We start from the raw sequence: 21586 nt of genomic DNA on the forward strand, positions 1-21586 counted from the left end.
CGATGAGCACCGACACCATCAGCCTGATCGACATCGCCGGGTATCTCCCCGAGAACGTCGTCTCCGCCGACTATTTCGCGCAGTACGCGGACCCGGCGGACGTGACCGGCAACCTCATGTTCAAGGCGCCGAAGTTCCGGCGGCACGTCGCGGCGGGGGAGACCCCGGCCGACATGGCCGAGCGCGCGGTGGCCCCGATCCTGGCTCGCCGGGGCCGGGAAGTGCTGCGCGAGATCGACATTCTGATCGTGCACACCCAGCTGCCCGAGACCGGCATCGTCGGCAACGGCGGTGAGGTGGCCGCGCGGCTGGGCATCAATCCCGAATGGCTCATCGATCTGCACAACGGCGGCTGCGCGGCCTTCGTGCACGCGATGAAGCTGGCCCGCCAGCTGCTGGCGAGCACCGACGCGCGCTCCGCGCTCATCGTGACCGTGCAGAATTCGGCCGGGCAGATCTTCACCCAGGAGCAGGTGCGGGGCAAGCCGCAGGCCGCCATCCCCGGCGACGGCGCGGGCGCGGGACTGCTGGTGAAATCGGCTGACTCGCCGATCCTGGACATCGAGACCAGGCACCTGCCGGAGTTCGCGGGCCAGATGACCGTGCTCGCCGATCCACCGCGCCGCTACTGGGAGGCGGGGCCGGGCCAGATGCACGTCGGCTTCACCGAATCCAAGATCGCCAAGGTGCTCGGGCGGGGTAACCGGATCGTGCCGGAGGTGGCCCAGGCGGTGTGTGCGCGGATCGGCGTCCCCAGCACCGACCTCGATCTGCTGGTCACCAATCAGCCCAACCGCGCCTTCCTGCGCAATTGGCGTGACGCGCTGCAACTTCCGGCCGAGCGCCATCCCGACACCTTCGACGAGTGCGGAAACCTGTTCGCCGCCGGCATTCCGGTGACGTTCGATCGGGCCGTGGACGAGGGCCGGGTCCCGGCGGGCGCGCTGGTGGTCTTCGCCGGATTCGCGCACGCGGGCGACTTCGCGGCCGCCGCCGCGGTGCGCTGGGGCGGGCGCTGAGGCCGGCCATGGCAGCCATCACCGGCCACCGGCTCCAGCTCAACGAGAATCCCTACGGCCCACCGGCTTCGGTGCGCGAGGCGCTCGGGCGAGCACTGGCCTCGGCCAATCGCTACCCGGAATTCCTGCCCCGGCGCCTGCCCCGGCTGATCGCCGAACACCTGGGCGTGGACGCCGATCGCATCGTGGTCGGCGCGGGCGCGACCGGCGTGATCATGCATATCGTGCAGGAATTCGGTTCCGCGGGAGCGGGAGTGGTCACGGCCACGCCCACCTTCGACGGCTACCCGATCCTGACGACCATGGCGGGCGGACGGCCGATCGCGGTGCCGCTCACCCCCGACGGCAGGCAGGATCTGGCGGCCATCGCCGACGCGATCGACCCCGGCACGCGCCTGGTGGTGCTGTGCAGCCCGCACAACCCGACCGGAACCCTAATCACGCAACGGGAATTCGAGTCCTTCCTCGATCGCGTCCCCGCGCCGGTCACCGTCGTGCTGGACGAGGCGTACGTCGACTTCGTGGGCCCCGGCGCGCGCATCGACGTGCTGACCCTGCTGGATCGGCATCCGAATCTGCTGGTGCTGCGCACCTTTTCGAAGGCGTACGGGCTCGCGGCGCTGCGGGTCGGGTACGCCATCGGCGCACCGGAGCGCATCGCCCGCGTCGCCCGCTGGCAGGTGCCCTTCGGGATGAACGCGCTCGCCGAGGTCGCGGTCCGGGCCTGCTACGCGGCCGAACCGGAGATCGAGGCGCGGGTGGCCACCATCGGCGGGCACCGGCATCGTCTCACCGCCGGATTGCGCGACCTCGGCCTGTCCGTGCCGGACAGCTACGCCAACTTCTCCTATCTCACGCTGCCGGAACGGGACACCGATCGGGTGGTCGGCGCGCTGGCCGGCGCCGACATCCACGTCAAGCGCTACCCCACCGGCCTGCGCATCACCATCGGCGACCGCTCGGCGACCGACGCGGTGCTCTCCACGGTGCGCAGTACAGTGCAGTAATGCCAGAGAATCCGTCTCCCGCACCCGATGGGCACCGGGCCGGAGCGGACGAGGAGATCGACTACGCACTGCTGTCGCTGGGCGCACAGCTGTGCTTCGCGCTGTACTCCACGTCGCGGTCCATGACCGCCGCCTATCGCCCCTTCCTGGATCAGATGACCCTGACCTATCCGCAGTACCTGGTACTGCTGACCCTCTGGGAACGGCCGGGCATCACCATGAAGGAACTGGGCGAGCACGTCCACCTCGACTACGGCACGGTCTCTCCGCTGGTCCAGCGACTGCAGTCGCGCGGGCTGGTGGAGAGCCGGCGCAGCGAGAGCGACGGCCGGGCGGTGCTGCTGCACGCGACACCGGCCAGCCGCGAACTCCAGCTCCCGGCCCAGCGCATGATCCACACGGTCCTGGATTCGGTGGGCATCGACCTCGAGGACATCGAGGCCCTGCGCGATCAGGTCAACGCCCTCGGCGTGCGCCTCGACGCGATGGTGAGCGCGGCGCGCGGTCGCTGAACGGGTGGTCGCCGCTGGTCCCGGGCACATTCACGCGCCCGTCTCGGTGTTCACGCGCACATTGTGATCCACGGCGCATTTGGCCAGCATTGTGAATCGGTCCGATCCCTGGACCGCAGCAGCAGTGTGCCCGCGTTCCGGACAGCTCCACGTACCTGCCCGTTCGGACGCGCCGAAGGAGGTAGTTGAACAGTGGTATCGCCCACGATCGCGCATCGCGAATTCACGGCCGAGGCGACGTACACCATCGCCGAGAACGCCGCCCTGATCGATATCGTCGATGATCTCGAGCGGACCTCGCCGCAGTTCGTGGCCTTCCACAAGCCGACCGCCGACGGCTACGCCGAGGTGACCGCCGCTGATTTCGCCGCCCAGGTGCGCGCGGTGGCCAAGGGCCTGATCGCCTCCGGCGTGCAGGCCGGCGACCGGGTCGCGCTCATGGCCGCCACCCGTTTCGAGTGGACGCTCATCGACTACGCGATCTGGGCCGCGGGCGGGTGCACCGTCGCGATCTACGACTCCTCGGCGACCGATCAGGCGCGCTGGATCCTCGAGGACTCCGGCACCAAGCTGCTGATCGTGGAGAACGACCGGCACGCCGAGACCGTCGCGCCCATCAGCACCCCCGACCTGACCGAGACCCTGCGCATCGACGGCGGCGCGGTCGCCGAGCTCGTCGAGCGCGGCCAGGTCGTGCCGGACGAGGTCCTCACCCAGCGCCGCGCCGCCGTGCGCGCCGAGTCGCCCGCGACCCTGATCTACACCTCCGGCACCACGGGCCGCCCCAAGGGCGTCATGCTCACGCATTCGAACCTGTTGGCCGAGGCCACCTCCGGCAAGCTGGCGCTGAACCACCTGCTCGCCGAGGGCCGCACCACCCTGATGTTCCTGCCGCTGGCCCACGTGTTCGCGCGCGCCATCTCCGTCGGCGCGCTCTCGGCCAAGGTGACCGTCGCGCACACCTCGGACTGGACCACCCTGGTCGACCAGTTCGGTTCGTACAAGCCGAATTTCGTGCTGGCCGTGCCGCGCGTGTTCGAGAAGATCTACAACGGCGCCAAGCAGAAGGCGCACGACGGCGGCAAGGGCAAGATCTTCGATGCCGCGGCCGACACCGCCATCGAGTGGAGTAGGGCGCAGGAGAACGGCGGCGCGGGCCTGCTGCTGCGCGCCAAGCACGCGCTGTTCGACAAGCTCGTCTACGCCAAACTTCGTGCAGCCCTCGGCGGCCGGTGCGACGGCGCGGTCTCCGGCGGCGGCCCGCTCGGCGCGCGTCTCGGCCACTTCTTCCGCGGCATCGGCGTGCCGGTGTTCGAGGGCTACGGCCTGACCGAGACCAGCGCCGCGGTCACCGTGAACCAGGTCGGCAAGACCCGCGTGGGCACCGTCGGCCTGCCGATCGAGGGCAACGCGGTGCGGATCGCCGAGGACGGCGAGGTCCTGGTGCGCGGTTCGGTGGTCTTCGGCGGTTACTGGAAGAACGAGGCGGCCTCGGCCGAGGCGTTCGTCGACGGCTGGTTCCGCACCGGCGACCTGGGCACCCTCGATTCCGAGGGCTTCCTGAGCATCACCGGCCGCAAGAAGGAAATCCTGGTCACCGCCGCGGGCAAGAACGTCTCCCCGGCGCCCATGGAGGATTCGCTGCGCGCGCATCCGCTCATCGGCCAGTGCATGGTCGTCGGTGACAACAAGCCCTTCATCGGCGTGCTGATCACCCTGGACCGCGAGGTCCTCCCGGGCTGGCAGCAGCGCAACGACATTCCGGCCGACACCGCCATCGAGGCGCTGGCCGCGCACCCGGCGCTGCTCGCGGAAATCGAAGCGGCCGTTGCCGAGACGAACACGAAGGTCTCGAAGGCGGAGGCGATCAAGAAGATTCGCGTGCTGACGTCGGATTGGACCCAGGAGACGGGCGAACTCACCCCGAAGCTGTCGCTCAAGCGCAATGTCGTGCTGGAGAAGTACAGCGCCGAGGTGGCGGCGATCTACTCCTGATCCGCGCGATCGGAAACCGCTGTTCGTTTCCTGAAACGGCAGTGGCACAACAGAATACGTAGGAATTAGCGAAGACCCGGACGAAATACGTTCCGGGTCTTCGTTTTTGCGTTTCCATAGCGCTGTGCATCGCCGTTCGCCGAGCGGTTCGCCCCGGCGTGCATCCCGCGCCGATACCGGTGGCCCGGGATTGTGCACCCGGCCGTGCCCTCGCGCGCGCCGAATCAGCCGAAAGTGAATGAAAGACCAATTTCATCGAAGAAGTGGCCGGGCACACAGTGAAAGCTGTGAGAACCGTCCGTTAACCAATTGTTAGCGTTTCGAACCGTTGCGTGATCGAGATGGAAATGGTCTTCTGGTCGAGCGCCCATCTGGGCGCCACTCTCGGCAGCGTCGCCGCCACAATTCTCCGACCCGCTGTCACGAAGTCGCTGATCAGCGCGCAGCTCAGCCGGTGAAGGTTCGAAAGGGACGGGTCATGAACGCACCTCGCATGACCTGTCTCGGCAAATAGCTTCCTGTTCGCCATTCGCTTTTGTCTGATGAGGACGTCGCTATGGAATACACCCACCTATCCGAATTCGCCCTGCGACCGGGCGAGTTGACCCTCTGGCATCCGGAATTGCTTCCGGGGCACGGCTGGGCTCCGGATCATCGGCCGCTCACCAGCGTCCACGCGCAGTACTGCCGCGAGACCGACGCCACCGATCCGCGACCCGGCCGGGGCCGCTGGATCGGCACCATCTTCGAACTCGACGCGCCCTTCGACGCGGAGAACTGGCGCACCACCGTGCGACTGTGGCACGCCCGGCACGAGGGCCTGCGCACCACCGTCGACTGCGGGGCGCACGAGCCCGCCCGGCTGGTGTGCGCACCGGAGTCCGTCGCCGTGGCCGCCACGGCCGTGCCCGAGATCACCGCGCCCGCCGCCATCCACGCCTACCTCGCCGAGGCGCTGGAGCTGCGGCTGTCCCCGCTGGTGTGGCCGCACTGCCTGCTCGCGACCATCGAGCACGCCGACACCGGCGACTTCACCGTGCTGGTCGCCGCCGACCATTCGGTCATGGACGCGTACTCCCAGGCCATCGTCATCCTGGAGCTGCGCACGCTGTACCGCGAGGTGACGCACGGCGAGCAGATCCGGGAATCGATCACCTTCGGCAGCCCCGCCGACTTCGCCGCACTCGAGCGCAGCACCGCCGCCGCGCTCACCCCGCGGTGCGACGCGGTGCGGCTGTGGCAGCGATTCCTGGACGGCTCCGGCGGCATGCTGCCGCGTTTCGAGCCCGCCATCGCGCCCGGCAGCGGACGGCCCTCGGAGCTGCCGCAGACGAGCGTGTCGCGAAAGCTGTTGCCGCTGAACGAGCTCGAACTCATTGAGGAGGCCGTCACCGCGCGCGGGCACCGGCTCTCGGTCGCGGTGTTCGCGGCGCTGGCCATCGCCTACCGCCGCGCCTACGGGTACCTCTCGCTGCGGGCCATCATGCCCATCGCCACCCGCCCCGATCTGCGCTGGCTCGAATCCATGGGCTGGTTCGTGAACGTCGTCCCCATCGACATCACCCTCGGCCCCGACCCGGATCCCGACGGCGCCCTGGAATCCACCCGCACCGCGCTGCGCAAATCCCGGGTCGCCAACGACGCCACCTGGACCCGGGCACTGGAACTCCTGGACTGCGCCGATCGCCCCCGCTTCGGCATCTCCTTCCTGGACATCCGGGTCCTGCCGGACTACCAGCTGGTCGAAGCCCTGCGCGGTCATACCCTGCGCTCGGAGTCCTACTCCGGCGACGAGGTCTTCTTCTGGGTGGTCCGCGCCGCCGACGGCCTGCGCTTCTCGACCCGCTTCCCCGCCGCCTTCCCCGCCGCCGAGATGGATCGCTTCCTGGCCGAGTTCACCCGCGCCATAGGCGAATTCGCGGGTCAGCCGCCGGCCGATCGGGTGCGAGTGGTCGGGGCGCATCCCGGCGCCACCGAATCGCCCGCGTCCGGCATCGCCGCCGTGGTCGCGACGGCCGCCACCGCACCCGACGCACTCCGCGAAGCCGCCTGCCCCGCAACGGATTCCCCGGCCCTCACGCCCGCGGTGCGGGAGTTCGCGGTCGCGGGAGCCGTGCCCGCGCCCGACGAGCCGCGGCCGTACGAGTCCGTCGCGGATCCGGCCGCGCCCCGGCTCGTGTCGACCCAGTCGCAGGGCTGAGCCATGCGGGTGCTTCTCGCCTTCGCGGGCAGCCGGGGTGACGCGCAACCGGGCATGCTGCTCGGGCGCGAGCTCGTGGCGCGGGGGCACGAGGTGACCCTCGCGGTGTCGCCGAACCTGGTGGAATTCGCCGGGCGGCAGGGGATTACCGCGGTCGGGTTCGGCCTGGACAGCGCCGAGCTGTTGCGCGTCCAGCATTCGGATCGCCGGTCGAGCGGCTGGAATCCGGTGGGCCGCTTCCGGGCTCTGATGGATCTGCAACGACGCGGATTCGCCGAAGCGGCCGGGGATCTGCTTCCGCTGGCGAGCGGGTCGGACCTGGTCGTCACCGGCATGGCCTGCGAGGAGATCGCCGCCGAAGTCGCACGGCGGCACGGTATTCCTTTGGCGGCCATGCACTTCTTCCCCATTCAGCCCAACCGCGCGGTCCCGGTGCTGCCCACCGCTCTGGGCGCATCCCTCCCCGGCGCGATCAACCGGGCGGGATGGCGCACCCTCACCGCGCTGCGCGCCCGTGCCCTCGCCCCGGAGGTTGCCGCTGTGCGGTCGCCGGGTGCGGTTCGACCGTTGGTCCGTAACAGCATTCAGGCCTATGACGCTGAACTCTTCCCGGGGCTCCGCGCCGAACTCGACGGCGCGGCGTTCACCGGCTTTCCGGTGATTCCGGGCCGGCCACTCGGCTCGGGCGTTCCCGGGCCACCGGCGCTCGACGCCGTCGACGGCGGATCGGGGCTTGCCGCGTCGGCACTCGACGACCCCACTCCCGGATCGGTGCACCCGGTGTCGGTGGGTAGCGGCGCGCGAGGACTGCACGATGGGTCCTCGCCAGGCGAAATCCCGCTTGCTCGAAACAGGTTCGGGACGGAGCCCGCCAGGTCCGTGTCCGGACTGGACGCTTGGCTGGCCGCCGATACGCCGCCGGTGTACGTCGGATTCGGTTCCATGCCGGTGGGGGACCATCGTGACCTCGAACTGCTGGTGCGCACCGCGTGCAAGCGACAGGGCCGGCGATTGCTGTTGAGCGGCGCGGCGTTCCGGCCCGGCATCACCGCCGATGTCGCCGTGGTCGATCAGGTCGACCACCGCGCGGTGCTGCCGCGCTGCGCGGTGGCCGTGCATCACGGCGGCGCGGGTACCACCGCCGCCGCGCTGCGAGCCGGTGTGCCGCAGGTGATCTGCGCGGTGCAGGCCGATCAGCCGTTCTGGGGGCGGCAGCTCGAGACCCTCGGGCTCGGGGTCACCATGCCGTTCACCGCGCTCTCGGCCGACCGGCTGGAACGCCTGCTGGTGCGCGCGGCCGAGCCCGGCACGGTGTCGCGCGCCGCCGCCTACGCGGCCCGCTTCCGCGACGACGGTGTCGCGCGGGCCGCCGATGTCATCGAATCCCTTGCGTCACCCTCGCTTCCGGCAGCGCGGCCGGGCGCGGCGGTCGCGCCGATCAGGATCGGAGGTGCCTCATGAGCACCGAGTACGCCATCGAGACCCGGGCACTGGGCAAGACGTTCGGATCACTCACCGCCGTCGGGGGCGTGGATCTGAACGTCACCGCGGGCACCGTCTTCGGACTGCTCGGCCCGAACGGCGCGGGCAAGACCACCATCGTCCGCATGCTCGCCACCCTGCTGCGCCCCGACAGCGGCCACGCCCTGATCTTCGGCCACGACGTGGTGCGCCAGGCCACCGCGGTGCGGTCCATGATCGGGCTCACCGGTCAGTACGCCGCGGTCGACGAAAACCTCACGGCCCTGGAGAATCTGCGGCTCTTCGGTCAACTGCTCGGCCTGACCCGGCGCGCGGCCACCCTGCGCGCGCACGAACTGCTCGAGGAGTTCGAGCTCACCGCCGCCACCCAGCGCCGGGTGGGCACCTTCTCCGGCGGTATGCGCCGCCGCCTGGACCTGGCGGCCACGCTGATCACGCTGCCGCCGCTGATCTTCCTGGACGAGCCGACCACCGGCCTGGACCCGCACACCCGCGAACGGATGTGGTCGGTCGTGCGCGGGCTGGTCGACCGCGGCGCGACCATCCTGCTCACGACCCAGTACCTGGAGGAGGCCGACGCGCTCGCCGACCGCATCGCCGTCATCGACAAGGGTGTCGTGGTCGCCGAGGGCTCGGCGGGCGAGCTGAAATCCGCGCTGGGGGAGGAGATGCTGCGCATCGACCTGGTGGACCCCGCCCAGCGTCCGCTCGCCGACGCCGCCGTGGAACGCATCATCGGGGTCACCCCGCTGCACGGGGACACCCCCGCCACCCTCTCGGTGCCCCTGCGCGACATCGACAGCGCCGCCGATGTCGTCACCGCCTGCCGCGCGAGCGGAATTCGCCTGCGCGGCTTCGCCGTCGACCGCCCGGACCTGAACTCGGTGTTCCTGGCGCTCACCCAGCACTCGACAGACAGCAGGGCCGCCTCATGACCGTCCTCACCACCGCACCCGCCCGCCCGGTCCGGCGCATCGAGCGCCGCCCGACGGTACTGCACCTGGGACCCCGTGCGGGACTGCGGCAATCGCTCATCATGGCCCAGCGCGGCATGCTGACCTTCCGGCACAGCCCGCAACTGCTCTACGACGCGGTATTGCTGCCGATCATCGGGCCGCTGCTGTTCGGCAGCGTGTTCGGCACCGCCATCGCGGGCAGCATGCACGCCTACCTGCCCACCCTGATTCCGGGTGTGCTGGTGCAGATCGTGCTCACCTCGTCGGTGGCGACGGGTGTTCAACTCTCCGAGGACATTCGGTCCGGGGTCTTCGATCGCTTCGTCGCCATGCCGATCGCCCGCTCCGCACCGGTCACCGGCGCCCTGGTCGCGGGCGCGACGCGCTACGTCATCGCCGCGGCCATGGTGTTGCTGGTCGGCTTCGGAATGGGTTACCGCCCCGACCATCCCGGCGGATTGATACTCGGCGCACTCCTGGTGGTGCTGGCTACCACCGCCATGAGCTGGATCTTCGCGTTCATCGGCGTCACCGTGGCCCGGCCGGCGGCGGTGCAGGGCATGTCCATGCTGGTGCTGACCTTCCTGAGTTTCGCCTCCAACGCCCTGGTACCCGAGTCGGCCATGCCGACCTGGCTGCGCCACGTGTCGGACTACAACCCGGTCTCGCACCTGGTGGCCGCCGTGCGCACCCTCGCCGACACCGGCGCCGGCGGCAGCGATCTGCTCTGGTCGATCGGCGCCGCGCTGCTCATCGCAATCGTCTTCGCTCCCTTGACCGTTCGCACGCTGCGCAATCGCTGATCAGGAGGATTCCCATGGCGGCACCCACCGCACCCGCGCCCGTGGCCTCGCCGGTCCCGGTCGCCATGAACCGGCTCACCGCCGATGACGACCTGTTCCTCAAACTGCACGATCTGTACGGCAATGCCCTGGTGAACCAGGTGGCGTGGCGCTTCGACGAGCCCGTGGACCCCGAGGTCCTGGAGCGCCTGCACGCGCACCTGGCGCACGGTTTCCTCGCCCGCCGGGTCCGCACCACCACGATTCCTCTGGCCCGGCCCTGGTGGGTGCGCGCGGAGTACTCCCTGGCGCTGGGCCGGGACACCGAGCCCGTGCCCGAGAACGGCGTCCTGGACTGGTTTCTCGCCCAGACCCGGGTGGATTTCGATCCCGTCGCGGGCCGGGTGTGGCGGCTGTCCACCGCGCCCACCGCCGCCGGCGGCATGCTGCTGTCCCTGGTCACCTCCCATGTGGGTGCCGACGGCGGCGCGGTGCTCTACGCCCTCGGCGACGCGCTGTACCGGCTCGACCTCGGCGCCGCGCCGGCGGCGGACGGCGGCTCCGGCAGGCTGGTCGGGACGACGCCGCGAGACGGCCTGTACCGCAGGCACTTCGCCGACGCCGCGGCTCAGCTGGCCGCGGCGGCAAGGGGAGTGCGCGCGGCGCTCGCCGCGCGCGCGGTCACCGAACCCGCCCGCAACCCACGCCCGGCCGAACCGGCGCTGCCGCTCCCGGACACCTACACCCCGGCCGACGTCGTCGTGGAAGTCCCACTCGCGGAATGGAACAGCGTCGCTGCCGCGCACGGCGGCACCGCGAACGGCCTCATGATCGGCGTCGGGGTCGGCGTGCTCGGCCGCTCCGGCCGCATCGCCGACGGCGCCACCGTGCGGGTGGACATCCCGCACTCGATGCGCGGGCAGGACGATCCGCGCGGCAACGCCACCACCGGCCTGCCCATCGCGGTCCCGTACCGCGCCGGTGAGCGCACCGATCTGTCCCGGGTGCGCGCCGCCATCAAACAGGCCGCGCGCGCCTACGCCGATCCCGCCACGACGCCCGCGCTGCAACACCTGCAACCGGTGCAGATGATGCTGCCGCGCTTCGTGCTCGGCTATTTCTCCCGGACCGCGAAGGCGCCGGAGTGCCTGTGCACCAATCTCGGCGAGACCGGGAGCGCGGTGGCGACCATCGGCGGTGTGCGCGCCCGCACGGTGCTCATGCGCCCGGTCGTCTGCGCGGGCGCGACCGAGCTGTTCCGCCGGGTCGAGGTCGGCCTGAACCTGTCCTGGTCCAGTGACGGCGACACCGTCACCCTCGCGGTGACCGGCGCGGATCCCGATCGCTTCCCGACCCGCGCGGCGCTGCGCGACTGTGTCGCAGCGGAATTCGCGGCGTGGGGGCTGGATCCCACATTCTGGCGGTAACGGTCGGTCGGCCGCTGTTGACGTCTCCGGGAGATAGATGTAACCATAAGATACAGTAATTTCTGTCACTCCCAGGAGGCCTGACAATGGTGTCAGCACCCGCATCCGCCGAGTCCGTGCTCGCGCTCGCGCAGAGCTATGCCGAGAAGGTCCTGCTGCTCTCGCAGGGCTCGGTCGACAAGCACTTCGATCCCTACGCCGACATCGACTGGGACAACTCGGCTTTCGCCGTGATCCCGGGCGATCCCCGCTGGATTCTGCCCGCCTCCGGCGACATGTTCGCCCGCCATCCCTGGTACCAGGCGCAATCCGAGGCCCGCAAGATCGAGATCGGGCAGTGGCGGCAGGCCAACATCGCCAAGGTCGGCCTGCAATTCGAGACCCTGCTCATCGGCGGCATGGTGCAGCAGACCTTCAAGCTGCCCAACGGTTCGCCCGAATTCCGGTACTGCACCCACGAGGTCATCGAGGAGTGCAACCACACCCTCATGTTCCAGGAGATGGTGAACCGTATCGGGCGCGACGTGCCCGGGATGGGCCCGATCCTGCGGCAGCTCACCTATGTCGTGCCGCCCCTGGCCGCGCTGTTCCCGAATCTGTTCTTCATCGCGGTGCTCTCGGGCGAGGAGCCGATCGACCACATCCAGAAGGCGATTCTGCGCGCGGGCGAGGACATACACCCGATCATGCGCGGCGTCATGGCGATTCACGTCGCCGAGGAGGCCAGGCACATCTCCTTCGCCCACGAGTACCTGGAACACCATGTGCCCGAGGCGAATCAGCTGGCCCGCTTCGTGCTCTCGCTGGCCTTCCCGATCGTCATGTGGATCGGCGGGCGGGCGATCATCATTCCGCCGCGCGCGTTCTTCCGGGAGTTCGGCATCCCGGATCGGGTGCGCAGGGAGGTCTTCTTCTGGCTGCCCGACTCGAAGGAGACCTTCGCCGGGTACTTCGGTGACGTGCGAGCACTGGCCCAGCGCATCGGGCTGATGAATCCGGTCGCCAAGACGGTGTGGAAGGTGCTCGGCATCGGTGGTTCGACCACGCGGTACCGCTCGGAGCCGGACCGTTCGGGGCACTCGCACGCGGCCTGACGCCGCGGGGTTCCCGAGCCGGGTGGACCGCCGTCACCCGCACCCCGGACGGCGGTCCACGGCTATAGTAGACGTTACCCCGGATAACACGTAACATTCCGGGGGCACTCGGACGACGAAGCCCGGGTAGACGACCAGACGAAGCGAGTACCTCAATGACGCGGCATGTCGACGTACTGATCATCGGCGCGGGCCTGTCCGGTATCGGCATGGCCTGCCACCTGAGCAGGGAGAACACCGGGCGCAGCTACCTCATCCTGGAGCGGCGCACCGCCATCGGCGGCACCTGGGACCTGTTCCGGTACCCGGGCATCCGGTCGGACTCGGACATGTACACCTTCGGCTTCGGCTTCCGGCCCTGGATCGGCACCAAGGTGCTCGCCGACGGCCCGAACATCCGCCAGTACATCGAGGACACCGCCGCCGAGTACGGGGTCACGAAGAACATCCGCTTCGGCCGCAAGGTCACCACGGCGAGCTTCGACAGCGCCGAGGGACTGTGGACGGTGACGGCCTTCGACGAGCAGACCGGCGAGACCGAGACCTACACCAGCAACTTCCTCGTCGGCTGCACCGGCTACTACGACTACGACAAGGGCTACCAGCCGCACTTCCCCGGCCAGGAGAACTTCACCGGGCAGATCGTGCACCCCCAGCACTGGCCCGAGGATCTGGACTACACCGGCAAGAAGGTCGTGGTCATCGGCAGCGGCGCGACGGCCATCACCTTGATTCCGTCCATGAGCAAGGACGCCGCGCACGTCACCATGCTGCAGCGTTCGCCCACCTACATCGCCGCGCTGCCCGCCGACGACCCGGTCGCGGTGGGCCTCAAGCTCGCCCGGGTGCCCGCCGCCGTGGCCTACAGGGCCGGCCGCGCGCGCAACATCGCGCTGCAGCGCGCCAGCTACCAGCTCTCGCGCACCAACCCCAAGCTCTCGCGCAAGCTCATGCTCGCGGCGGTGCGTGCGCAGGTCGGGCCGAACATCGACATGCGGCACTTCACCCCGTCGTACAACCCGTGGGATCAGCGCCTGTGCGTGGTGCCCAACGGCGACCTGTTCCGCATCCTGCGCAGCGGTAAGGCCTCCATCGCCACCGATCACATCGAGACCTTCACCGAGAAGGGCATCCGGCTGCGTTCGGGCGAGGAGCTCGAAGCCGACATCATCGTGAGTGCGACCGGCCTGACCGTGCAGATGCTCGGCGGCGCACAGCTCGAGGTCGACGGTGAGACGCTGGCGACGCGGGATCTGGTCGCGTACAAGGGCGCACTGCTCAGCAATGTCCCCAACGCCATGGTGATCCTGGGCTACACCAACGCCTCCTGGACCCTGAAGGCCGATCTGGCCGCCGAGTACTTCTGCCGCCTGCTCAATCACATGCGGGCCGAAGGCTATTCGCAGGTCGTGGCCGTGCCGGAGGAGGGCGACCGCTCCGAGGCCTCGCTCATGGGCGGTGCGCTCACCTCGGGCTACATCCAGCGCGGTGACGGCGTCATGCCGCGCCAGGGCACCCGCGGGCCGTGGCTGGTCATCAACAACTACTTCCGCGACCGCGCCATGCTCCGCAAGGGCGCCATCGAGGACGGCATCCTGCGGTTCCGCCGCGAGGCGAAGCTGAAGGCCGTCGCGACGGCCGAATCACGCTCCGCCTGAGAAGATTTCGACCGGTCGGCGCGGCGACCGCCGACCCCCCGACGCGGTAACCGCCCCCCGGTCCGCGTCGAACCGGTCGAATAACGGTGGGCCGGGAACAGACCAGTTCCCGGCCCACCGGCTCTTTTCCGGGCCCGCCCGGCCGGGGCACCATGGGGTGATGACCCTCGCTCGCACCCCCGATCTGCTGCCCGCCTCGGTTCGAAACGCCTTCGCGCCCACCGTGACCTATCTCAACGCGGCCAGTTACGGATTGCTCCCGACCACGGTCGCGGCCGAGGTGACGGCCGCCGAACAGCGCCGGGTGCACGGCGAGTTCGACATCGTGGCCGTCGACGGCGTCGTCGCGAACTGCCGCGCGGCCCTGGGACGCCTGCTCGGTGTGGACGCCGCCCGGGTGGCCATCGGCGCGCACGTCTCACAGTTCGTGGGCCTGGTGGCCGAGAGCCTGCCGCCGGGCGCGAACGTGCTGCTGCCGGAATCGGAATTCACCTCGGTCATCTGGCCGTTCCTGGCGCGCAGGGATATTCACGTACGCACCGCTCCATTCGCCGAACTCGCGGCCGCGGTGCGCCCGGACGACGATGTGGTCGCGGCCGCCGTGGTGCAGTCCGCGGACGGCGCGGTCATGGACGCCCGGACCGTGGTCGCCGCCGCGCACGCCGCCGGCGCCCGCGTGCTGCTGGACGTGAGTCAGGCGGCGGGCTGGCTGCCCGTGCACGACACCGGCGCGGATTGGCTTGTGGGCGTGGGCTACAAGTGGCTGCTCGGCCCGAAGGGCACGGCCTTCCTCGCGGGTACGGACGCAGCCCTGGACACCCTGCGCCCGGTCGCCGCGGGCTGGTACGCCGGGGGCGATCCCTGGGATTCGGTCTACGACGCGCCGCTGCGCCTGGCCACCGATGCCCGCCGCTTCGACCTCTCCCCGGTGTGGCCCGCCTGGATCGGCCAGCTGCCCGCCCTGGAGCTGTTGCTCTCGACCGGTATCGCCGAGATCCGGGCGCACGATGTAGCGCTGGCGAACCGGCTGCGCACGGGACTGGGCCTGTCCGTGGATGATTCGGCCGTGGTATCGGTACCCGCGGATGCGGCGACGCTGGAACGCCTGCGCGCGGCGAAAGTGGTGGGCGCGGTCCGCGCCGGACGCCTCCGCCTGGCCTGCCATCTGTACAACACCGAGGCGGATATCGATCGAGCGCTGGACGTACTCGCCGAATAGCGATGCGGCGCGGTAGATCTCGCACACACGTGCCGGAATTGTGCCGCGACGCTCCGGGATCGGGTTCTGCGTCCCGTCGCCCGCGACTCCGACCGGGTCGCGGCGTACGCTGCCGGCCGGTGCGTGGCCTCGCTGCGGCGTCGAATCCGCCGCGCCCCGAGTTTCCGGCCGGCGATCAGATCGGCTGGAAGCCCGCGCCGACGCCCTTGGTCGCGTCCACGGCGGCCCGGACCGAATCGAAGGAGACGGCGACCACCGGGGTGTGGAAGGGATTCAGGGCGCTGGTGCAGGTGAAGCGCATGGCGCGGGTGTCGTTGATGAGCGGGCCCGAGACCAGGCCGACCAGGCGATCGCCGAGCAGCAGCGGGCCGCCGGAGTCGCCGTAACTGGAGCAGGCCTGCTCGATGAAGCCGCCCGGGCCGGCGGACCACACGACGCCGCACGCCTCGCCGATGGTGCGGCCGTTCTGGCAGACCACGTCCCAGGCGCTCGGGGGCGCGGCGGCCAGACCGGCGATGGTGGTGTTGCCCACCGAGCGCAGCGGGGTGACCTTGGCCGGATCGAACTCGATCACCGCGTAATCCAGGGTCTCGTCGGAGCTGACCACGCGGCCGACGGCGCCGGCCTCGGGGAACTGCTCACCGGCCACCGGTGCGCCCGGTTCACCGCAGTGCCCGGCGGTGAAGCCGACGAGGCGGCCGGCGCTGTCCCGGCCGATGGTGGTCAGACTGCACTTGGCGTGACCGCCGAGCACGATGCCGGAACCGCCGCCGAGTGCGGCCCGGGTCTCGTCGGGGGCCGCCGATGCCGGAGCTGTCGCGGGGAGGGTGGCGGCGGCGACCAGTACGGCGGGTGCGACCCACCGGCGAAATCCGAGCATTCGAAACCATCCGTCCATTGCGACGTGCTGGGCAATTCTCTCTGCCTGGTAGTAGCCCCCAGTTTGCCATTCGAAACGGCGGGGGCCGCACGGGAGCCGTGCCGTCGCGCAGGACGCGCCGGTCAGGACAGCCAAAGCCCCCGCTGGGCGGCGAAAGGATCGGACTGCACGCGCGGCGACTCGGACCAGATCATGGTCTCGCGCCGCTCGACGGTGTAGCGCGGCCAGTGCGCGCCCGGATCGGCCGCGGTGACGAACGACACCCAGGCGCGGTGCACGGCGTCGGCCAGGGCCTGCGGGGGAGTGTCGCCCGCGACGGCGGTGACGCCCGGCGCGCGCAGGCAGTCGAAGGCGAAGGGCAGGTCCAGGCAGTGGAAGGAACTGCCCCGGTAGTCGGGAGCCGTTGAAGCCCAGGTGAATTCGTACAGCCAGGTGGCCTGATTGCGAGTCGCGCGGTCCTCGGCGACCCGGTAGGTGGGTGCGCGCAGCAGGGTGTCGCTCTGGGCCTGGCCGAGCAGTTCCGCGGCGGAATCGCCCGGGTAGGCGGCGCGGAAGCCCGCGATCCGCTCGGGCGGCAGGCCCAGTACGGCGAAGGCCGCGGGCAGGGTGTCCGCGGTGACCGGTTGATCGCGGGTCATGTCGTTGAACTCGTCGCGGGTGAAACCGAGCAGCAGCGGAACATTGGTCGCCGCACCGGATTTCAGGAGCTCGGCGCTGTCCAGGGGGATGGTGACCCCGTCGGCGAAGGGCGCGAGGGCCAGCGCCGGCACCGTCTCGCTACCCGGTCCGATCTCGCGCATCCTGTCCTCGCAGGACTGCATCTGATCGTCGGTGAGATCCCGCAGCGCGGCCGCGGTGGCGGGCAACCCGGTGCGGGCGGTGAACAGCGCGGCCACCGCGAGCCCGGCGGCGCGCGAATTGGGCTGCGAGAGCGCCCCCGAGGCGGAGATTCCGGCGTGGAACAGCCCGCGCGCGGCGGGAGCGGCCATGAGCGCCCAGACCGCGCCGCCACCGGCCGACTGCCCGGCCACGGTGACCCTGCCCGGATCGCCGCCGAACGCCGCGATGTTGTCGCGCACCCAGCCCAGCGCCGCGATCCAGTCCAGTACCGCCCGATTGTCCGGTGCGCCCTCGACGTGCAGGAAGCCCTCGATGCCCAGCCGGTAGCCGATCGACACCACGACCACGCCGTCCCGGTTGAACGCGGCCCCGTCGTACCAGGGGCTGGCCGCCGACCCGGCCACGAATCCGCCCCCGTGGATCCACACCAGCACCGGCAGCCCGGCGTCCGCGCCCGGCTTCGGCGTGAACACGTTCAGATTCAACACCCCGTCGCCCGGGATGCTCGGCTCCGGAATGGCGGTGACCTCGGTCAGCGACTTGCGTTGCGCGGTGGGCCCGTACGCCGTGCAGTCCCGCGTCTCGCCCCACGGCGTCACCGCCGCCGGCGCCGCGAACCGCAGGTCGCCGACCGGTGGCTGCGCGTACGGGATCCCGAGGAAGGCCACACCCGTATCCCGCCGCTCGCCCCGCACGGGCCCCGACGTCGTGACCACCGTCGCCCCGCCGGAGGACTCCGCCTCCCGGGCGCATGCGGTGGCCAGCGCCGCCACCCCCGCTCCGATGAACAGTGTCCGCCGCCCGATTCGCTGCACAGCCATGTCAACCTCTGGTCGCTATTTACGTCAATGCTTGAAATAAATCACGCCCAGCATAATCTCGACGTGTGAAAGACGCACCCACCCTCGGATCCGGCAGCCCTCGCGTGTTCGTACGGCGCTTGTCTGGGGCTTCGTTGGGTGCTCCCGCCATCACCCGCTGGATTCGGGTCGTGCGGTGACAGGGACATCGCGGGCGGCGGGCGCGCGTTCGGGGGGCGGGCCGGCGGACTCCGCGGCGGTGCGGCGGGCGAACCTCGGGAGGGTGCTGCGGCACATCGCCGAGCACGAGCCCTGCGCGCGGACGGAGATCGCGACGGCGACGGGTTTGGCGCACGGATCGGTGACGGCGTTGGTGGCGGACCTGATCGAGCGGGGACTGGTGGGGGAGGACGACGCGCTGCGCGGTGGGGGGCGGGGGCGGCCGGGGCGGCCGCTGCGATTGATTCCCTTGCGGGCGTTGAGCGTTGCCGTCCAGATCACCGCGGAGCGACTGCGGGTGATGGTCGCGGACCTCGGGGGAAACGTGGTGTGGCGGGAGGATTCGGCGCATCGCTGCCCGCCCGGGGAACCGGAGATCATGGCCGACGCAGTGGCCGAGGCCGTGCGTCGGGCTGCGGGCGGCGCGTCCGGGCCCGCCGGGGTGGCCGGTGGGCCATCGGACACCGCGGGCTCGGCGGCTACGCCGGACTCGGCGCGCGTCATGACCGGCGCGTCCGCGAAGCTGGTTCGAGTCGTCATCGCCATGGCGGGTCCGGTGCTCGACGACGCGGCGCAGACCGTGGCTCTCGCACCGGATTTCGGGTGGTTCCAGCCGGTGCGGTTGCGAGAGCTGGTGGGGGAGCGGCTGATCGGCACGGGGTGTGCGGTCGACGTCATCAACGATGGGAACGCCGCCGCCTTCGCGGAGTTTCACGCGGGCTCGCGGGGGCGGAGCCTGGTGTTGATCGAAGCCGGCACCGGAATCGGCGGCGGGGTGGTGTTGGACGGGCGAATTCAGATCGGCAGTCACGGGGTGGCGGGGGAGCCGGGGCACATGCCGGTGGCGCTGGACGGTCCGGTGTGCGTGTGCGGTGCGCGCGGATGCCTGGTGCTGTACGCGGGCCCGGAGGCGGTGCTCGCGGCGGCGGGGCTGGGCGCGGCACTGCGCGAGCTCGGGCCGGCCGCGGCCGATTCGCGGCTGATCGCTGAGCTGTCGGCCGGGGACCTGCGGGCGCTCGCGGCGATCGAGATCGCGGCGCGAGCGCTGAGTGTGGCCATCGTGGGAATTCACGCGCTGCTCGACGTGGAGGAGATCGTGCTCGGTGGCACCCTGGCCGGCTGGTTTCCTTGGCTGACCCCGGTCATCGAGGAACGGCTGGCGGGTCGCCGCGCGCTGACCCCGGCGCTGGACCTGACCGTGCTTCCCGCCCGGCTCGGCGCGGACGCCATGCTGCTCGGTGCGATCGAATTCGCCCGGCGCGCAGTGCTTTCCGACCCGGCGGCCATCCCGATTCCGCCCGCTATCGCGGGGCGCTGACCGGGTCGGCGCGCGACGACGCCGCCGCTGAGCCGGTCGATCCCCGGCCGGAGCCGCGCGAACCGGCCCGCCGAGATTCTCGGGAAAAGTGGCTGTAGATTCGCTGATCCGGCATCGGGTAGTGGTTTCATGGGCGCATGGATCTGCGCCCCGACCTGCGTAGCACTGTCAACGATCTGATGCCCGACCTGAAAGAGCTGCTCGAACAGCTGGTAGCGATTCCCTCCATCGCCTTTCCGGACTATCCGAAGGCGAATGTGCAGGCGGCGCACGACCTCATTGCTGAAGAGTTGCGGAAATCCGGTGTCGAGGACATTCGAGTGCTGACACTGCCCGAGACCTCCCCCGTCATCTACGCCCGCGTCCCCGCACCGCCCGGCGCGCCGACGGTTCTGCTGTACGCGCACTACGACGTGCAGCCCTCGGGCGACGAAAGCCTCTGGAATACACCGCCGTTCACCCCGACCGAGCGCGACGGCGCGATCTACGGCCGCGGCGCGGCCGATTGCAAGGCCAATGTGGTCGCCCACATCGGCGCCCTGCGCGCATTCGGCGGCAAACCCCCGGTGGGCATCACCCTGGTCATCGAGGGCCAGGAGGAATACGGTTCCGGCTTCGATGACTACCCCGTCGAGCAGCCCGAGCTGTTCCAGGCCGACGCCCTGCTCATCTGCGACGCGGGCAATATTCGCGCCGGCACCCCGACCCTGGTCACCGCCCTGCGCGGGGTCGCGGACGTCTTCGTCGAAGTGCGCACCCTCGCGGCCCCGGTGCATTCGGGCCAATTCGGCGGCGCCGCGCCCGACGCGCTGCTCGCGCTGACCCACGCCCTGGCCACCCTGCACGACGCCGACGGCAATGTGGCCGTTCCGGGGCTGCGCCGCGACACCTGGACCGGCGCGAATTACACCGACGAGGAATTCGCCGAGGTCACCGGCATGGAACCCGGAATGCCACTGCTCGGCACCGGCCCCATCGGCGAGCGCATCTGGTACGGTCCGGCCATCACCGTCATCGGCCTGGACGCGCCGCCGGTGAAAACCGCTGCCTCCGCGGTGATTCCGTACGCGCGGGCCTACCTCAACGTGCGGGTGCATCCCGAACAGGATCCCGCCGAGGGGCAGCGAGCGGTGATCGAGCACCTGTCGAAGGTCAAGCCCTTCGGCATCGAACTGCGGGTCACCGGTGGCGACGTCGGCGCCGGATTCGCGGCGGGCACAACGGGCCCCGCCTACGCCGCCATGCGTGAAGCCATGGGCAAGGCATGGAATACCGATGTCGTGGACTCGGCCATGGGCGGTTCCATCCCGCTCACCAATTCCATGGCGGCCGCCAATCCGAACTCCGAGGTCATCATGATCGGAGCCGAGGACTCCCGCTGCAACATGCACGGCTTCAACGAGCGCGTCCTGCTCAGCGAACTGGGCAACGTGGCACTGGCCGAAGCCGAATTCTTCCAGCTCTTCGCGAACAGGATGCGCAAATGAGCGATACCGCGGTCGTGGACCCGAAACCGGCCTCGCACAAGAAGAAACGATCCTTCCCCTCGACCTACACCATTCTCGCCGGGGTGATGGTCGCGGTATGGCTGGCGGCCTTCGTCATTCCGCCGGGCGCGTACCAGGTGGACAAGGACGGCAAGACCATCGCCGGGTCCTATCACCGCATCGAGGCGACCAAGAGCTTCGGCGAGCGCGTCCGGGATCTGTTCCTGGCGCCGGTGAACGGGCTCTACGGCATTCAGAATCCCGACAACGGTCAGGTCGCGCCCGATGCCAGCGGCGCGCTGTACGGTGCGGCGGCGGTATTCCTGTTCGTGCTGGCGGTGGGCGCGTTCATCACCGTCGCCTTCGCCACCGGCGCGCTCGACAGCGGAATCGGCAGGCTCGCATACAAACTGCGCGATCGATCTTTCCTGCTGATCGTCGGCATCATGGTCATCTTCGCCATCGCGGGCACGGTGGAAGGCTTCGCGGAGGAGACCCTCGGCTTCTACGCGCTACTGGTGCCGCTCACCCTGGCCCTGGGCTACGACCGCATGACCGCGGTCGGCGCGATCATCGCGGGCGCCGGTGTGGGCGTGCTGTGTTCGACGGTGAACCCCTTCGCCACCGGCACCGCGTCCTCGGCGGCCGATGTGCCCATCGGGGACGGCATCGTGCTGCGGCTGGCCATGCT

The 21586-nt window shown here is 70.2% G+C and carries 17 protein-coding genes and 1 pseudogene; 16 read left to right on the plus strand and 2 right to left on the minus strand.

From position 1 onward, the window contains the following. The first annotated feature begins 2 nt into the window (after nucleotides 1-2). The 13 genes from ACWDOP_RS23720 (at nucleotide 3) to ACWDOP_RS23780 (ending at nucleotide 15351) form a co-directional block, all read left to right on the plus strand. Nucleotides 3-1019: a 3-oxoacyl-ACP synthase III family protein gene (locus ACWDOP_RS23720; RefSeq protein WP_456346819.1), complete on the plus strand. Its 1017-nt coding sequence runs from the start codon at nucleotides 3-5 to the stop codon at nucleotides 1017-1019. Between the two features lie 8 nt (nucleotides 1020-1027). After that, entirely contained in the window at nucleotides 1028-2026 is a 999-nt protein-coding gene (locus tag ACWDOP_RS23725) for a pyridoxal phosphate-dependent aminotransferase (RefSeq protein WP_456346820.1), read from the plus strand. Then, nucleotides 2026-2538, plus strand: a complete 513-nt coding sequence (locus ACWDOP_RS23730) for a MarR family winged helix-turn-helix transcriptional regulator (protein ID WP_454205398.1) — start codon at nucleotides 2026-2028, stop codon at nucleotides 2536-2538. Before ACWDOP_RS23725 ends, ACWDOP_RS23730 begins: the two co-directional genes overlap by 1 nt. Before the next feature lie 192 nt (nucleotides 2539-2730). Then, complete coding sequence (locus tag ACWDOP_RS23735; RefSeq protein WP_456346821.1) at nucleotides 2731-4533, plus strand: AMP-dependent synthetase/ligase; 1803 nt, start codon at nucleotides 2731-2733, stop codon at nucleotides 4531-4533. A 332-nt stretch (nucleotides 4534-4865) separates the two neighbouring features. Then, the gene (locus ACWDOP_RS23740; protein WP_456346822.1) at nucleotides 4866-4991 is read left to right on the plus strand and encodes a hypothetical protein; all 126 of its coding nucleotides are present in this window, start codon (nucleotides 4866-4868) and stop codon (nucleotides 4989-4991) included. A 98-nt stretch (nucleotides 4992-5089) separates the two neighbouring features. Next, on the plus strand, nucleotides 5090-6733 hold the full coding sequence (locus tag ACWDOP_RS23745) for a condensation domain-containing protein (protein WP_456346823.1): 1644 nt from the start codon (nucleotides 5090-5092) through the stop codon (nucleotides 6731-6733). A 3-nt stretch (nucleotides 6734-6736) separates the two neighbouring features. Further along, on the plus strand, nucleotides 6737-8194 hold the full coding sequence (locus ACWDOP_RS23750) for a glycosyltransferase (protein ID WP_456346824.1): 1458 nt from the start codon (nucleotides 6737-6739) through the stop codon (nucleotides 8192-8194). Further along, entirely contained in the window at nucleotides 8191-9150 is a 960-nt protein-coding gene (locus ACWDOP_RS23755) for an ATP-binding cassette domain-containing protein (protein WP_454205393.1), read from the plus strand. The genes ACWDOP_RS23750 and ACWDOP_RS23755 overlap by 4 nt, the downstream gene beginning before the upstream one ends. Then, complete coding sequence (locus ACWDOP_RS23760) at nucleotides 9147-9974, plus strand: ABC transporter permease (protein ID WP_456346825.1); 828 nt, start codon at nucleotides 9147-9149, stop codon at nucleotides 9972-9974. Before ACWDOP_RS23755 ends, ACWDOP_RS23760 begins: the two co-directional genes overlap by 4 nt. Before the next feature lie 14 nt (nucleotides 9975-9988). After that, nucleotides 9989-11380, plus strand: coding sequence for a hypothetical protein (locus ACWDOP_RS23765; protein ID WP_456346826.1), 1392 nt, complete (start codon nucleotides 9989-9991; stop codon nucleotides 11378-11380). 86 nt (nucleotides 11381-11466) lie between these two features. Continuing rightward, complete coding sequence (locus tag ACWDOP_RS23770; RefSeq protein ID WP_456346827.1) at nucleotides 11467-12474, plus strand: AurF N-oxygenase family protein; 1008 nt, start codon at nucleotides 11467-11469, stop codon at nucleotides 12472-12474. A gap of 155 nt (nucleotides 12475-12629) precedes the next feature. After that, nucleotides 12630-14132, plus strand: a complete 1503-nt coding sequence (locus ACWDOP_RS23775) for a flavin-containing monooxygenase (protein ID WP_456346828.1) — start codon at nucleotides 12630-12632, stop codon at nucleotides 14130-14132. 160 nt (nucleotides 14133-14292) lie between these two features. Then, nucleotides 14293-15351, plus strand: a complete 1059-nt coding sequence (locus ACWDOP_RS23780; RefSeq protein WP_456346829.1) for an aminotransferase class V-fold PLP-dependent enzyme — start codon at nucleotides 14293-14295, stop codon at nucleotides 15349-15351. A gap of 175 nt (nucleotides 15352-15526) precedes the next feature. Here the strand turns inward: ACWDOP_RS23780 and ACWDOP_RS23785 are convergent, their stop codons facing one another. Both ACWDOP_RS23785 and ACWDOP_RS23790 read right to left on the minus strand, forming a co-directional pair. After that, nucleotides 15527-16231, minus strand: a complete 705-nt coding sequence (locus tag ACWDOP_RS23785; RefSeq protein ID WP_456346830.1) for a hypothetical protein — start codon at nucleotides 16229-16231, stop codon at nucleotides 15527-15529. Nucleotides 16232-16353: 122 nt separating this feature from the next. Further along, a complete protein-coding gene (locus tag ACWDOP_RS23790; protein ID WP_456346831.1) occupies nucleotides 16354-17892 on the minus strand; it encodes a carboxylesterase/lipase family protein in 1539 nt (512 codons plus the stop codon). A 262-nt stretch (nucleotides 17893-18154) separates the two neighbouring features. On the opposite strand from ACWDOP_RS23790, the gene ACWDOP_RS23795 reads away from it, so the two are divergent. From ACWDOP_RS23795 to ACWDOP_RS23805, 3 genes and pseudogenes are all read left to right on the plus strand, one after another. Continuing rightward, nucleotides 18155-19408, plus strand: coding sequence for an ROK family transcriptional regulator (locus ACWDOP_RS23795; RefSeq protein WP_456346832.1), 1254 nt, complete (start codon nucleotides 18155-18157; stop codon nucleotides 19406-19408). 137 nt (nucleotides 19409-19545) lie between these two features. Beyond that, entirely contained in the window at nucleotides 19546-20895 is a 1350-nt protein-coding gene (locus ACWDOP_RS23800; RefSeq protein WP_456346833.1) for a M20/M25/M40 family metallo-hydrolase, read from the plus strand. Beyond that, a pseudogene (locus ACWDOP_RS23805) lies at nucleotides 20892-21586 on the plus strand (YfcC family protein); the annotation flags it as partial. The gene ACWDOP_RS23800 and the pseudogene ACWDOP_RS23805, both read left to right, overlap by 4 nt.

The sequence above is a fragment of the Nocardia sp. NPDC003693 genome (assembly GCF_053981095.1).